Annotated in this window: 15 protein-coding genes; 4 read left to right on the top strand and 11 right to left on the bottom strand. The window is 44.1% G+C overall.

Features of this window, described 5'->3' with window-relative positions; translation table 11 throughout:
• Positions 1–13: 13 nt before the first annotated feature.
• From lepB (AB6735_RS18010) to AB6735_RS17980, 7 genes are all read right to left on the bottom strand, one after another.
• Complete coding sequence (gene lepB, locus AB6735_RS18010; protein ID WP_370997206.1) at positions 14–1,483, bottom strand: signal peptidase I; 1,470 nt, start codon at positions 1,481–1,483, stop codon at positions 14–16.
• A gap of 163 nt (positions 1,484–1,646) precedes the next feature.
• A complete protein-coding gene (gene lepB, locus AB6735_RS18005) occupies positions 1,647–2,792 on the bottom strand; it encodes a signal peptidase I (protein WP_370997204.1) in 1,146 nt (381 codons plus the stop codon).
• Between the two features lie 296 nt (positions 2,793–3,088).
• On the bottom strand, positions 3,089–4,531 hold the full coding sequence (lepB, locus tag AB6735_RS18000; protein ID WP_370997202.1) for a signal peptidase I: 1,443 nt from the start codon (positions 4,529–4,531) through the stop codon (positions 3,089–3,091).
• Positions 4,532–4,545: 14 nt separating this feature from the next.
• On the bottom strand, positions 4,546–5,292 hold the full coding sequence (dapB, locus tag AB6735_RS17995) for a 4-hydroxy-tetrahydrodipicolinate reductase (RefSeq protein ID WP_370997201.1): 747 nt from the start codon (positions 5,290–5,292) through the stop codon (positions 4,546–4,548).
• Between the two features lie 138 nt (positions 5,293–5,430).
• The gene (locus tag AB6735_RS17990; protein ID WP_370997199.1) at positions 5,431–6,120 is read right to left on the bottom strand and encodes a DUF5683 domain-containing protein; all 690 of its coding nucleotides are present in this window, start codon (positions 6,118–6,120) and stop codon (positions 5,431–5,433) included.
• 143 nt (positions 6,121–6,263) lie between these two features.
• On the bottom strand, positions 6,264–7,187 hold the full coding sequence (locus AB6735_RS17985; RefSeq protein ID WP_370997198.1) for a ParB/RepB/Spo0J family partition protein: 924 nt from the start codon (positions 7,185–7,187) through the stop codon (positions 6,264–6,266).
• Between the two features lie 3 nt (positions 7,188–7,190).
• Positions 7,191–7,994: a ParA family protein gene (locus tag AB6735_RS17980; RefSeq protein ID WP_076376030.1), complete on the bottom strand. Its 804-nt coding sequence runs from the start codon at positions 7,992–7,994 to the stop codon at positions 7,191–7,193.
• A 310-nt stretch (positions 7,995–8,304) separates the two neighbouring features.
• On the opposite strand from AB6735_RS17980, the gene AB6735_RS17975 reads away from it, so the two are divergent.
• On the top strand, positions 8,305–8,826 hold the full coding sequence (locus AB6735_RS17975) for an NADPH-dependent FMN reductase (protein ID WP_370997197.1): 522 nt from the start codon (positions 8,305–8,307) through the stop codon (positions 8,824–8,826).
• Positions 8,827–8,914: 88 nt separating this feature from the next.
• Here AB6735_RS17975 and AB6735_RS17970 read toward each other — a convergent pair whose 3' ends face one another.
• The 4 genes from AB6735_RS17970 to AB6735_RS17955 all read right to left on the bottom strand — a co-directional run bounded on the left by AB6735_RS17970 (position 8,915) and on the right by AB6735_RS17955 (position 11,168).
• Complete coding sequence (locus AB6735_RS17970; protein ID WP_370997195.1) at positions 8,915–9,601, bottom strand: VIT1/CCC1 transporter family protein; 687 nt, start codon at positions 9,599–9,601, stop codon at positions 8,915–8,917.
• A gap of 64 nt (positions 9,602–9,665) precedes the next feature.
• Complete coding sequence (locus AB6735_RS17965) at positions 9,666–10,097, bottom strand: hypothetical protein (RefSeq protein WP_370997194.1); 432 nt, start codon at positions 10,095–10,097, stop codon at positions 9,666–9,668.
• Positions 10,098–10,187: 90 nt separating this feature from the next.
• A complete protein-coding gene (locus AB6735_RS17960; protein WP_370997193.1) occupies positions 10,188–10,799 on the bottom strand; it encodes a class I SAM-dependent methyltransferase in 612 nt (203 codons plus the stop codon).
• 177 nt (positions 10,800–10,976) lie between these two features.
• Positions 10,977–11,168 (bottom strand): hypothetical protein, encoded by a 192-nt coding sequence (locus AB6735_RS17955; RefSeq protein ID WP_370997191.1) that lies wholly within the window; start codon positions 11,166–11,168, stop codon positions 10,977–10,979.
• A gap of 21 nt (positions 11,169–11,189) precedes the next feature.
• Here AB6735_RS17955 and AB6735_RS17950 point away from each other — a divergent pair, with 21 nt between their 5' ends.
• The 3 genes from AB6735_RS17950 to AB6735_RS17940 all read left to right on the top strand — a co-directional run bounded on the left by AB6735_RS17950 (position 11,190) and on the right by AB6735_RS17940 (position 13,486).
• Positions 11,190–12,089 (top strand): LysR substrate-binding domain-containing protein, encoded by a 900-nt coding sequence (locus tag AB6735_RS17950; protein WP_370997190.1) that lies wholly within the window; start codon positions 11,190–11,192, stop codon positions 12,087–12,089.
• Between the two features lie 75 nt (positions 12,090–12,164).
• Complete coding sequence (locus AB6735_RS17945) at positions 12,165–13,175, top strand: NAD(P)/FAD-dependent oxidoreductase (protein ID WP_370997188.1); 1,011 nt, start codon at positions 12,165–12,167, stop codon at positions 13,173–13,175.
• A 2-nt stretch (positions 13,176–13,177) separates the two neighbouring features.
• Positions 13,178–13,486 (top strand): 2Fe-2S iron-sulfur cluster-binding protein, encoded by a 309-nt coding sequence (locus AB6735_RS17940; RefSeq protein WP_370997186.1) that lies wholly within the window; start codon positions 13,178–13,180, stop codon positions 13,484–13,486.
• Positions 13,487–13,549 lie beyond the last annotated feature (63 nt).

Genomic DNA, 13,549 nt, shown 5'->3' with positions numbered 1-13,549 from the left:
CGGGGTTAAGGGCTTAATGGATAATGTTAAACAACCGGCTCCATCTGATCTTGTTCAGGAAGCTGGCGCTATCGTCAATACTCATCCAGATGAACAGGGCCTTGCCTACAATATGGTCTTCGGGTACAAATCCCCAGAAACGGGAATCTTCGGAGTTGTGACGGTTATCGCCCATCATAAAGTAATAGTTGAGCTTAAAGGTGTAGCTGTCTGCTTTTTTCCCGTTGATCAGGATCTCGTTTCCAGATACCTGTACTTTGTTGCCTTCATAAATTTCAATAGCACGACCGTAAACGGGGAAGGTTAAACTATCCAGTTTCACGGTCCATCCTTTTTTAGGTACGATGATAGGGCCGTAATTATCCACGTTCCATTTATAATCCGGGAATTTAGGCGTGATCTTATAAGCGGGGAATTTTACCGGGTAAACATCATTCAATGGGTCGCGCATGCCGGCCGGTGTGATGTTTGGTGTAACCGATTTGATATTGGAATAACCCCTTAAAGTATTGGCCGATGCCAGGGTTGTATTGGTCGTAAATTCAGCGCCTGCTCCCTGCGGAATATCAGATAGGTGGAGCTCGTTAACCAGCTGCGGGTTAATTTCGCTGCCGTCTGATCTTACCAGGTAGCTCATTTCGCCATGCGGTGGTGTAATGGCAGGCTTACCGTTAATAACCACCTGCGCGTTAACTACACTCAGCGTATCGCCGGGTGTACCCTGGCAGCGTTTAATATAGTTTTCGCGTTTATCAACCGGGCGGTACAATGGCGAATCGGCATCCATAGGGTAGTTAAACACCACCACGTCGCCTTTTTTCACATCGCTTAAGCCGGGTAAACGGTAATACGGCAGTTCGATGCCATCCCAGTACGCTTTAACCGGGATCAACGGCATGGTATGGTGCGCAAATGGAAAAGCCACCGGTGTCATGGGCAAACGGGCGCCGTAGTTCACTTTACTTACAAACAGGTAATCGCCAATGAGTAAGGAGCTTTCCATGGAAGCGCTGGGAATCACGTAAGCCTCAATAAACAGCGTACGGATCAATGTGGCAGCTATCACCGCGAAAATAATGGCATCGGCCCATTCACGGGCGGCAGTCTTTTTCAGCGCTATTTTATATTTTTCCCTGAACTCCGGACTTGCCGATTGACCCAGGTATTTGGTATCCTTATCAAAGCCCCATTTAGGTAAAAATATAAATGGCAGGGCTACGCCCAAAATATGATCGAGCAAACTGAATTTACCAAACGACTTGATAAAATCAACCGTAAGGCCAATCATTACCAGTATGTTCAGTCCCGGTATCAGTACCAGCACAAACCACCAGGCGGGCCTGCCGCTCAGCTTAATCATGCCGTAAATATTGTATAAAGGTATTACGCCTTCCCAGCCTGGTCTGCCGGCTTTTTCAAACAATTTCCATAACCCTACGTAAGGCAGTATAACCAGTAGTATAATAGCAAGTATAATGTTCACTTTTTTGTATTTAAATTCTAATTATCAATGTATTACTAATAGTTTCTCAATCGGTGGCAGTTCAAAAGGCTGTCATGCTGAGCTCCGTCGAAGCATGGTGGGCAGGCCTCTGCGCTCTACCCTTCGACGGAGCTCAGGGTGACACCCTCCTTTATGAACACAATCAATGTATCCCTCTAAACAACCTGTTCCAGCGGATCTTATTTACGAATGAGGCGGTGCTGTCTACACTCATCCAGGTAAATAAGGCCTTGCCTACTACGTGGTCTTCGGGTAAAAAGCCCCAATAACGCGAATCTTCGGAGTTATGGCGGTTATCGCCCATCATCCAGTAGTAGTTGAGTTTAAAAGTGTAAGTATCGGCTTTTTTATCGTTTATGTAAATATCCCTACCCACAACTTTTACTTTATTGTGCTCATAAATTTCAATAGCCCTGCCATAAACCGGGAAGGTTAAACTATCCAGCTTCACCGTCCAGCCTTTTTTAGGGATAATAATGGGACCGTAATTATCCACATTCCAGGTATAATGCGGAAAATTTGGCGTGTTCTTATACCTTGGATATTTAGCGGGATAAACCGGGTTCAGATCGTCGGCGATGCTTTTAGTAGCAATATCCGCAGTAACCGATTTTATATTGGAATAACCTTTTAATATTTTGGCAGATTCAACCGTGGTATTGGTTTTAAATGTGGTACTGTCGATAATACCGATGTCGCTTAAATGGAGCTCATTGATGAGTTGAGGGTTTATCTGGCTGCCATCGGTTTTTACGATGTAAGCCATTTCGCCTTTGAGTGGAGTAGTTTCGGGTTTGCCATTGATATAAACCTGGGCATTCACCAGGCTCAGGGTATCGCCGGGAGTTCCCTGACAGCGTTTGATGATATTTTCGCGTTTATCAACCGGACGAAAATAAGGCGAGTCGGCTTCTATCGGTGCGTTAAACACCACAATGTCGCCTTTTTTAATATCGCTGAAACCCGGCAGGCGGTAATAAGGCAATTGGATACCATCCCAATAGGCTTTGGCATTGGTAGTATACGGTATGGTATGGTGCATAAATGGTATAGCCACTGGGGTTATAGGCATACGGGCCCCATAGTTAACCTTGCTTACAAATAAATAATCGCCAATGAGCAGGGAGCTTTCCATCGATCCGCTGGGGATAACATAAGCCTCAATAAAAAGGGTACGTATTAACGTGGCCGCAATTACCGCGAAAATGATAGCATCGCCCCATTCACGCAGGGCGCTTTTTTTCTTTTTGGTTTTGCTTTTATCTTTTTTCCAGAATTTCCAGTTCATATGTTTCTGATGTGCAGATTACGCAGATGTGCAGATTTCAAATGTGCAAATGTGCAGATTTTTTAAATGTATGTATTTATTTTTTATTCCCTATGACTACTGTGTAAGCTATATGTTACTAAAAACTGATGTGCAGATATGCGGATGTGCAAATGTGCAGATGATTCATTGATGTGTGGATGATTTTATTTGCACATCTGCACATTCACACATCTATTTGCACATCTGCATATCTGCACAGTCACACATCTATTTGCACATCTGCATATTTGCACATCTGCACATCTGAAATCCATCTACCTAATTATTCTCATCAGCCTGCTCCACCTGATGTGGTGGGTTTCGGCGTCCCAGCTCATCCATACAAACAGGGCCTTGCCTACAATATGGTCTTCGGGCACAAAGCCCCAAAAGCGCGAATCTTCGGAGTTGTGGCGGTTATCGCCCATCATAAAATAATAATTGAGCTTAAAAGTATAGCGATTGACTGCTTTGCCGTTGATACTGATGTTATTACCGGTTGCCTGCAGCTTATTGTGTTCATAAACCTCGATAGCACGGCGATAGATAGGCAGGGTTAGGCTATCAAGTTTTACCGTCCAGCCTTTTTTGGGGATAATGATGGGACCAAAATTATCTACATTCCATCTGAAGTGAGGATCATGCGGAAATACCTCCGGGTCATAAACCCCATTGAACCGGATGTTTGGCCTTACCGATTTAATATCCGGCTGTTGCTTTAACAAAGCAGCCGACCGGGCCGTGGTGTTCAGCATAAAATCCTGGTTGGTAAACTGCTGAATGTCTGACAGGTGCAGATCACGCGCCGCTTGCCGGTTAAAACTACTGCCATTGTTACGCACCATGTATTCCATTTCGCCATTTGGCGGTGTAATGGCGGCCTTACCATTTATATATACCCGTGCATTAAGCAGGCTCAGCGTATCGCCGGGGGTTCCCTGGCAGCGCTTGATATAGTTTTCGCGTTTATCAACCGGGCGGTACAAGGGCGAGTCGGCATCCATGGGATAGTTAAACACCACCACATCTCCCTTTTTCACATCGCCAAAACCGGGCAGCCTGAAATATGGTAGTTTAATGCCGTCCCAATACGCTTTGCCACCGGTAAGCGGCATGGTATGGTGGGCAAAAGGAAAGGCAACGGGTGTCATGGGCAGGCGTGCCCCATAATTTATTTTGCTCACAAACAAAAAGTCGCCCACAAGCAGGGAGCTTTCCATAGATGGAGTGGGTATAGTGTAAGCTTCGATAAAAAGTGAACGGATAAGCGTAGCGGCGACTACCGCGAAAATAACGGCCTCTGTCCATTCGCGGGTGCTGGATTTTTGAAGATTGTCCTGGTGTTCTTCATAAAAATCGACACTTGCCGATTGACCCAGGTAACGGGTATTTTTGTCAAAACCCCATTTAGGCAGATAAATAAACGGCAGCAGGGTAACCGCAGCGTTCTGGCTCATTTTGAATTTACCGTATGATTTGATAAAATCGATCATGATACCCAACCCCACAATAAGGTTGATGCCCGGTATAAGCAACAGCAGCAGTAACCACCAGGGCCTGCCGCTGAGTTTAAGGATGATATACGTATTGTAAACCGGAATGAGTGATTCCCAGCCGGGGCGACCGGCTTTTTCAAACAGTTTCCACAAGCCTATAGTAACTAATACTAATAAAGGACCTGTAATTAAGTAAAAACCTATATAGCCTGCTATATCCATTTAAAATAGCGCGGCTATTTAAAATCAAACATGGCATCAACCGAATAGAAACCTTTTTTTCCGATCACCCACTCGGCAGCCAGTACGGCGCCCAGCGCAAAGCCGTTGCGGTTGTGGGCGGTATGCTTAAATTCGATAGTATCCACTTCCGAATCATAGATAACAGTATGCGTACCTGGTACGCTGTCAATACGTAAAGATTCAATGAGCAGCTGGTTGTTTGAAACGGTGTCGTCATCGTGCTTGTCATCGGTAGTTAACACATTAACCCATTCAGATTTGGTTTCGAGGTTATCCAGGATACCTTCGGCAATGGTGATAGCGGTACCGCTGGGCGAATCGAGCTTTTGGGTATGATGAATTTCTTCAACCTGTACATCATAATACGGATAGCTGTTCATTACTTTGGCCAGCAGGCGATTAACATGAAAAAATATATTTACACCCACGCTAAAGTTTGATCCGTATAACAGGGTATTGTTGCTTTGCTCACAAAGTTGCTTTATTTGAGGGATTTGATCATACCAGCCTGTGGTACCTACTACAATGGGTACACCTGCATCAAAGCAATGCTTAATGTTGCCCAATACCGATGCCGGCATGGTAAAGTCAATAACCACATCGGCTTTCTGCAGGTTTTCAACCGTCAGATCATCCAGCGTGTCGTGATCAATCGTTAATACAATTTCGTGTTTGCGGCTAATGGCGATCTTTTCGATGATCTTACCCATTTTTCCATAACCCAGTAATGCTATTTTCATTCTTTTTAGTATCAAGTAGTTAGTATCAAGTATCAAGACAGCTGCCCCTTTTATATATAAATAGCGTGTATCAAAGCGCTCTCAATTGTTTAATCTCTTAAAAAATCTTGATACTTGATACTATCTACTTGATACTATCTAAAACGTAAAGGTAATTTTTATCGACGGAATATAAGAAGAATTAGCACTTTGCGCGTAAAGCGGCTGGTTTATTAAACCGGGAGTGACCTTCATATTCATGCCCAGGTTATTGTCAACCGTATAGGAGTGTATAAACTTGGCATCGATATAGGCATCAATGGTTTGGATACCCCAGGCAGCTAAAATACCCAGGATACTCAGGTCCCGGTTACGGCGATAGCCATCCATTTCGCTGATGATACTGGCATCGGGTACGTTATATTGGGCGTATAACTGGTATTCCTTATAATACGCCTGGCCTTGTGTAGGGGCTATACCCTGCTTTCGGTAATTGTATATCGCTATATCCTGGTTATAATATTTCTGGTTAAATATCACCGCCGAAACCAAAAGACCTATACCGCCATAAACGATAGGCACTTTCCACCAGCGGTGGTTGTATAACTGGCCCCATCCCGGCACCATTAAAGAGTGCATAACCGCCTTGTGCGGACTATGTAAGCTATCGGGGTGATAAACTTTTTCTTTTTTAATAGGCGGTGCAAAAGAACCAGGGGCCGTATTCGACGCTTTTTTTAAAGTATCACCTTTACCACTCTTCGCGGTATCCGGCCCAAGCCCCTGCGCTTTTACCGTTAAGGCAAATACCGAAACCAAACCAATAACAAGCAGGAATTTATACATCATTTAATATAATTTATATGTATCAAGTAGCTAGTATCAAGTATCAAGACCGCTACCCAAATCGAGAATCAAAGTTTTCAAAAATCTTGATACTTGATACTAGCTACTTGATACTAAATTCTGATACTAAAATCCGATACTAAAACTTACCAATCCAGCATCTCGAGGATACGGCCCAGATCATCATCTGAAAGAAAAGGAATTTCGATAACACCGCTTCCTTTGCTGCCTACCTTGAGTTTTACCCTTGTACTAAATTTTGAAGCCAGATCGTCCTGTATTTTTTGCAGCTGGTATGATACCGGTTCGGGTTGTTTACCTTCCTTCTTTACCGGCGGCTTCTGCATATCGCGAGCCAGTTCTTCAGCTTTACGAACGGATAAACCTTGCTGAATGATATGTTGATGTAAATATAATTGTTTGGCGGGGTCGTTAATAGTGATCAAAGCCTTGGCATGGCCCATAGTAAGGGCTCCATCGCGGATGGATGCCTGTATACTTGGCGGCAATCTTAACAAGCGCAGATAGTTGGTTACAGTTGAGCGGTTTTTGCTCACACGGTCGCCCAGTTCTTCCTGTTTCAGGTTACACTCTTCAATCATGCGCTGAAAGCTGAGGGCCACTTCAATGGCATTCAGGTTTTCGCGCTGGATGTTCTCGATGAGGGCCATTTCCAGCATTTGCTGGTCGTTGGCAGTACGCACATAGGCAGGCACCTGTGTTAGGCCGGCTATTTTTGAAGCACGGAAACGGCGCTCGCCCGATATGAGCTGATATTTATGCGCGTTGATACGCCTTACCGTAATGGGTTGTATCAGCCCCTGCAGTTTAATGGAGTCGGCGAGTTCGGCCAGGGCCTGTTCGTCAAAATCGGTACGGGGCTGAAAAGGGTTCACCTCAATTTCGGCCAGCTGTATCTCATTTACCGAGCCCAGACTGTTAACCTCCACAGCTGATGTGGAGGCTTCTTTATCTTTGTCCTTAGTTTTATTATACGGTTGTACGTTTACAGAGTCATTCAACAGCGCACTTAATCCTTTGCCCAGGGCATTTCTTCTTTCACTACTCATGGGTTACACTGTTGCTGTCGCGGCTTCCGACTCGTTCTTGGTGAGGCCGTTCTTTTCAATAATTTCGCGGGCCAGGTTTAAATAATTGATGGCACCCTTACAGGTGGCATCGTGCATAATTACCGATACACCAAAACTTGGCGCTTCGCTTAAACGGGTGTTACGCTGAATGATAGTATCAAAAACCATGTCCTCAAAATGCGTTTTTACCTCGTCAACCACCTGGTTGCTCAAACGCAGACGCACATCGTACATGGTAAGCAATATACCTTCAATTTCCAGCTGCGGGTTAAGGCGCGACTGTACAATTTTGATGGTATTGAGCAATTTACCCAAACCCTCTAATGCGAAGTACTCGCACTGTACAGGAATGATTACCGAATTGGCTGCTGTTAACGCGTTAATAGTGATCAAACCTAATGAAGGCGAGCAGTCGATAATAATAAAGTCATACTCGTTTTGTATGGCTTCAAATACCTGTTTCATTTTATACTCGCGGCCGCTCAGGTTGATCATTTCGATCTCGGCACCTACCAGATCGATGTGAGCTGGCAGCAAGTCCAGATTAGGGGTATCCGTTTTCTGGATAGCCTCATGCGGGTCAACCTGGTTAATGATGCACTCGTAAATACTGTTCTTGATGTTACGGGGGTCGAAACCTATACCCGATGTTGAATTAGCCTGCGGATCCGCATCAACCAACAAGGTTTTAAAATCTAATACGGCCAAACTTGCGGCCAGATTTATAGATGATGTAGTTTTTCCTACGCCACCTTTCTGGTTGGCTAAAGCAATTATTTTACTCATTCTATATCCTTACAAAATTTATATTACAATGATTTATAACAACGAAAAATAGATTCAGAAATTTCTACTTTCGTAAAGTTTTTGTCCGGTGATAAAGATACGGATTTAAAACTATTCCGAAATCCACAGGTTTTGGCAATTTACAAACAAATTTCAATTAGTGAATTAGTGATTTAGCGAATTAGAGATAGCCTTAATGGCTGATTATCAATACCCAAGACGTTGAATTTATTATTAATTAAAAAATCACCATTTCAACAAAAAAAATAATTCACTAAATCACTAATTCAATAATTCACTAATTAAAAACATGGTTACTATTATATCATCAACCAACCGTCCCGGGAGCCATACGCTTAGGCTTGCTCAATATTATCAGCAAAAATTGAGTGAAAAAGGCGTTGAGGCGGGTATATTTTCACTCTCCGATCTGCCGGCTAACGTGATACAGACCGATCTGTATGGCAAACGCAGTCCAGAGTTTCTCCCCATACAGGATCTCATCAATCGCACGGACAAATTTATATTCATCATTCCCGAATATAATGGCAGCTTTCCCGGTGTGTTGAAAGTTTTTATGGATGCCTGCGATTTTCCGGGTACATTTTATGATAAGAAAGCCGCGCTGGTAGGTCTGTCATCTGGCAAATACGGCAACATCCGGGGCATTGATCATTTTACAGGGGTTTGCCATTATATGCACCTCAATATCATGTCACTGAAAATCCATATCTCTTCCATTAATAAAGAAATGGACAAGGAGGGCAATCTTTTAAATGCCGATACTTTGAAGTTCACTAATGAGCAAATAGATAAGTTTATTAAATTCTGATCATCATTTAACCGTAGAGACGCATATTTGCGTCTCCAAACAAGTCAAGCAATCGGGAGACGCAAACATGCGTCTCTACGTAAGAATATTATCCGCTGATCAGCTTGGCCATGCCAAATGCCGCAGCGGCGGCCAGGGCTCCTATCAACAATACTTTCAGCGCTCCTTTAATGGCAGGCTGCCCGGTTACCCTGCTCTTGAAATAGCCAAACACAAACAAACAGATCATCGTAATGCCGCAGGAGTAATACAAAGCCTGAGTTGAATCGGCAATAAAAAAATAGGGCGACAGTGGTATAATACCACCAACAATATATGATAAACCTATGGTGATGGCGCTTTGAGTAGCCCGGTTGGCTTTGGGCTCTTCCAGTCCCAGCTCGTAACGCATCATAAAATCTACCCATTTATCTTTGTCTTTAGCCATTTCTTCGGCAACCTCAGTCTGTAACTTTTCCGAAAGACCAAAGGCAGCGAACACTTCCTTTACTTCCGCTTTTTCCTGCTCGGGTACTTTTTCAACCTCCTCATATTCCCGTTTCAGCTCGGAGGCATAATGGTCTGCTTCGGTACGCCCGGCTAAAAAACCACCCAGGCCCATAGCAATGGAGCCCGCTACAATTTCGGCTATACCGGCCGTAATCACAATACTTGATGAGTTTACGGCCCCGCTTAAACCTGCGGCCAGCGCAAAGGGTACTGTTAACCCATCAGACATGCCAATAACAATATCCCTGATGGTGTCTGAACTTTGTAAATGATGTTCGTGATGCATAGGATAAATGTACCTGCATTAAGGTTAGTAATCGGTATAAATAGCTATTTGTTATTAGTTTGAATTAATTTTCCCCTGTAACCTCAACTCCATATCGTATGGCCGCTTCCAATATATCCATGTTGATATCTTTTAGCTTTTTGAACCTGATGCAATACCCGGTCACGCTTGCCTTGCCTATTTCTTTCCCATACGTTTGGGGCAGGTACGTCTTATCTTCAATACCGAGGATGTAGACAGAGATCCCGCTTTTGTTTACACTCAAACCAATTTGAAAAAAATCCCTCGTCTTTCCATCAGCATATTTTATAGTGTGAAATCCATAGCCTATAGTAGGATTAGCGACCGTTTTACCTTCGCTGTTTTTACCATCATCAAACCACAGTTTACAACCGGGTAAAACCTGAAGTGTGCGATTGTGCAAGGCCTGCATATCAATACGCTTTGGTTCAGGCTGACTGACGATATATCCGTTGATTTGTTCTTGCAAGTTCATACGCAATATTGATTATGGTTTACTCAAGCTGTTTTTTCAAATTTCGCTTTATTTTTAATTATACCCTAATTCATTCTTTTCCCTTCATCTTTACTGTTTTTGAATGCACCAGGTGGTCATACAACGCAGGTTTTGCACATTGGTAGTTTTAATGGGTTCATAAAGAGAGCCGTCAAGTTCGGCAGTGTAGCGGAGCAGCGTTTGTTCGTTCACCAGGAAACGTTCGGAACCATCAGGTAGCAGGTAGTTGCCGTTACCGGTACTTACTACCAATTCCTCGATACCGATATCCGATGCCAGTCGCGCAAACAAATAGCCGCCGGGTTTCAGTACCCGCCACAGGGAGCGCACCATGCTATCAAAATGCTGTTCGTTTTTAGCAAAATGCAATACGGCGCTGCAGATCACCAGGTCGAAAAAATCACCTGCCCAGGGCATGTCCTCCACTCCCGATACCCGGAACTTATTGAGCGCATGTGTTGATGAAAGTTTGACCGAGAGCTGCCTTACCGCCTCAATAGCTTCTGCGTTTTGATCTATGCCGTATACATCAAAGCCGTTTTGCATAAAATATACCAGGTTGCGCCCGCCACCGCAGCCGGCATCCAGTATGGTTTCGCAATGATCAAAGCGTCCTTTCAATAACTGATCGAACAAATAGATATCAATATTGCCAAAGCTTTGCTGCAGGTTGTTTTGCATGTGGTGATTGTTTAGAGGGGAAAATTAAGGAATTTTATAAGACAGTTTAGGCAATTGTGGCAGGCAGGCTAAGGAGAATCTATAAAACCACGTCATTGCGAGGTACGAAGCAATCCCCGATTAGCAGGTTTGCTCTGTATAGTTTGGGATTGCTTCGTACCTCGCAATGACGCGTAACTAAGAAAGGTTTATAATTCCCCTGTAACATTTCCTGCCAAAATAAATCTCATAGGTATGGAAACCTTCATCTACCTCAGCACAAGAATTATCTCGGTATGTTGTCTGGCTGTAATCGCCTTTACCTCCGTTCCATTTGGCAATCTCCTGAAATGTTCGCGGGAATAATAGTTCCATCCTGTTTTCTGCCATAAAACCACTAATTTTAACCCAATGATTTTTGATTTCAGGTTAAAGGTTTTTTATACGGTTGCTCAGAGGCTCAGTTTTACCAAGGCTGCCCATGAGCTGTACATTACCCAACCGGCGGTTACCAAACATATTAAAGAGCTGGAACAGCAGTTGAACATACAGCTGTTTAAGCGCAATGGCAATAATATTGCGCTTACCGTAGCAGGCAAGGTATTGGTGCAATATGCCGAAAAGATCTTCCAGACTTATACCGAACTCGAAACCGAACTGGCCCAGCTTAACAATATGGAGGCCGGTACGCTGCACATCGGCGCCAGCACTACCGTGGCCCAAACCATTTTACCCAAGATCCTGGCGCTTTTCAAAAAGACCTATCCCGATGTTACCTTCAACTTTATACAGGGTAATACCGATCATATTTCGCAGCTGATCCTCGACGAAAAAATTGACGTGGCCATTGTTGAAGGTGCAGCGCATTCGCCCCAGCTGGCCTACGCCCCTTTCGCTAAGGACGAGATTGTGCTGGTAACCCGGGCCAACAATAGGTTATCTAAAAAACAAGAGATCAATCCCAAACAATTATTGGAGATTCCCTTAGTGCTGCGTGAAGCCGGTTCGGGCACATTGGATGTGATCTTTAATGCCCTGGCCGATATACAGATCAACCCCAAGGACCTTAACATCGAGATTCAGCTGGAAAGCAGTATTGCCATAAAACAATACTTATTATACTCGGATACCGCAGCCTTTCTGTCTATCCAGTCGGTATTAAGTGAACTGAAATACAATGAGTTGAGTATTATTGAAATTAAGGGAATGGAAATTTTCCGCACTTTTCAATTCATCCAATTACACGGCAAAAACAGCAAATTGATCGATCTTTTTAAGCGTTTTTGCCTTGCCAACTATAACTTAAAGTAATTATACATTACTAAATATCATTTGATTTTTGAATGACCTATTACCATATTTGAGTGCTTAGTAAAAAGCATTTTTATGGAACACATCAATACCGATATTTGCATTATAGGCGCAGGGCCTGTTGGTTTATTTGCTGTTTTTGAAGCGGGTTTACTCAAGATGCGCTGCCATTTAATTGACGTGCTGCCGCAGGTTGGCGGTCAGCTTTCTGAAATATATCCTCATAAACCTATTTACGATATTCCGGGCTATCCGGATATCACCGCACAGCAGCTGGTTGACCGGCTCATGGAGCAGGGCGCACCCTTCCATCCTACTTTTAGTTTAGGTGAACGGGTAGAAACATTAACCAAAAACGACGATGGCTCTTATTTTATAAAAACCAACGACGGTACCACCGTAAATTGTCAGGTAGTAGTAATAGCCGGCGGACTGGGCTGTTTTGAACCCCGCAAGCCAGAAATTGACCGCTTACTGGAGTTTGAAGGCAAAGGTGTGGCCTATATGGTTAAAAACCCGGAAGCTTTACGCGACCGCAAAGTGGTGATTGCCGGTGGTGGTGATTCGGCTTTGGACTGGACTATATTTTTGGCCGATGTGGCCGAACGTGTTACGCTGGTGCACCGGGGCGATACCTTCCGTGGTACACCCGATGCTGCCGAAAAGGTTTTTGAACTGGCCAAACAAGGCAAGATCGACCTGGTACTGAAATCAAACGTGGTAGCATTAACCGGCGAAGGGCACCTGCAGGAGGTCACTTTATTGGATCGTAATAACAATGTAAGCCATATTGCTGCCGATAACCTGATACCATTGTTTGGCCTGAGCCCTAAGTTAGGACCAATTGCCAATTGGGGCCTCAACATTGATTTTTCGGCTATAGTAGTAAACACCCGCGATTACAGCACCAGCGTGGAACGTATTTATGCCATTGGCGATATCAATACTTATCCGGGTAAATTAAAGCTGATCCTTTGCGGTTTCCACGAGGCCGCGCTGATGGCCCAAAGCGCCTTCAAATACGTTTACCCCGAACAAAAACTAAGTTTTAAATACACCACCGTTTACGGTGTAACCGAGTTTTAGCCATGATCAACTTAATTATTGAAGACCGCGAAGGCAATCGTGCACCGGTAGAGATCCCCGAGGGCATCAACCTGAGTTTAATGGAGGTGCTCAAAGCGTCGGAATATGAGATACTGGCTACCTGTGGCGGCATGGCCCTGTGCGCCACCTGCCATGTACAGGTGGTGGAAGGTCCCGAACAATATTTTACCCCAACAGATAATGAGCTCGACATGCTGGATACCCTGCCCAATGCCGGTCCGGACAGTCGCCTGGCTTGCCAGATCCACCTGAGTGAGGATATGGACGGGATGGTGTTTAGATTACTTTAAGTTATGCGCAAAATTTTGATACACTAAGTAAATTTAACTCATTTTAACAATTTAAGGGATCAA

Source organism: Mucilaginibacter sp. RCC_168, assembly GCF_041355315.1.
Classification (GTDB): Bacteria; Bacteroidota; Bacteroidia; order Sphingobacteriales; family Sphingobacteriaceae; genus Mucilaginibacter.
This window is presented reverse-complemented; position numbering and strand designations above follow the sequence as displayed.

Coding starts and splice junctions, on each gene's coding strand:
- lepB (WP_370997204.1), bottom strand. CDS start 2,792: ATGAACTGGAAATTCTGGAAAAAAGATAAAAGCAAAACCAAAAAGAAA.
- lepB (WP_370997202.1), bottom strand. CDS start 4,531: ATGGATATAGCAGGCTATATAGGTTTTTACTTAATTACAGGTCCTTTA.
- dapB (WP_370997201.1), bottom strand. CDS start 5,292: ATGAAAATAGCATTACTGGGTTATGGAAAAATGGGTAAGATCATCGAA.
- AB6735_RS17990 (WP_370997199.1), bottom strand. CDS start 6,120: ATGATGTATAAATTCCTGCTTGTTATTGGTTTGGTTTCGGTATTTGCC.
- AB6735_RS17985 (WP_370997198.1), bottom strand. CDS start 7,187: ATGAGTAGTGAAAGAAGAAATGCCCTGGGCAAAGGATTAAGTGCGCTG.
- AB6735_RS17980 (WP_076376030.1), bottom strand. CDS start 7,994: ATGAGTAAAATAATTGCTTTAGCCAACCAGAAAGGTGGCGTAGGAAAA.
- AB6735_RS17975 (WP_370997197.1), top strand. CDS start 8,305: ATGGTTACTATTATATCATCAACCAACCGTCCCGGGAGCCATACGCTT.
- AB6735_RS17970 (WP_370997195.1), bottom strand. CDS start 9,601: ATGCATCACGAACATCATTTACAAAGTTCAGACACCATCAGGGATATT.
- AB6735_RS17965 (WP_370997194.1), bottom strand. CDS start 10,097: ATGAACTTGCAAGAACAAATCAACGGATATATCGTCAGTCAGCCTGAA.
- AB6735_RS17960 (WP_370997193.1), bottom strand. CDS start 10,799: ATGCAAAACAACCTGCAGCAAAGCTTTGGCAATATTGATATCTATTTG.
- AB6735_RS17955 (WP_370997191.1), bottom strand. CDS start 11,168: ATGGCAGAAAACAGGATGGAACTATTATTCCCGCGAACATTTCAGGAG.
- AB6735_RS17950 (WP_370997190.1), top strand. CDS start 11,190: ATGATTTTTGATTTCAGGTTAAAGGTTTTTTATACGGTTGCTCAGAGG.
- AB6735_RS17945 (WP_370997188.1), top strand. CDS start 12,165: ATGGAACACATCAATACCGATATTTGCATTATAGGCGCAGGGCCTGTT.
- AB6735_RS17940 (WP_370997186.1), top strand. CDS start 13,178: ATGATCAACTTAATTATTGAAGACCGCGAAGGCAATCGTGCACCGGTA.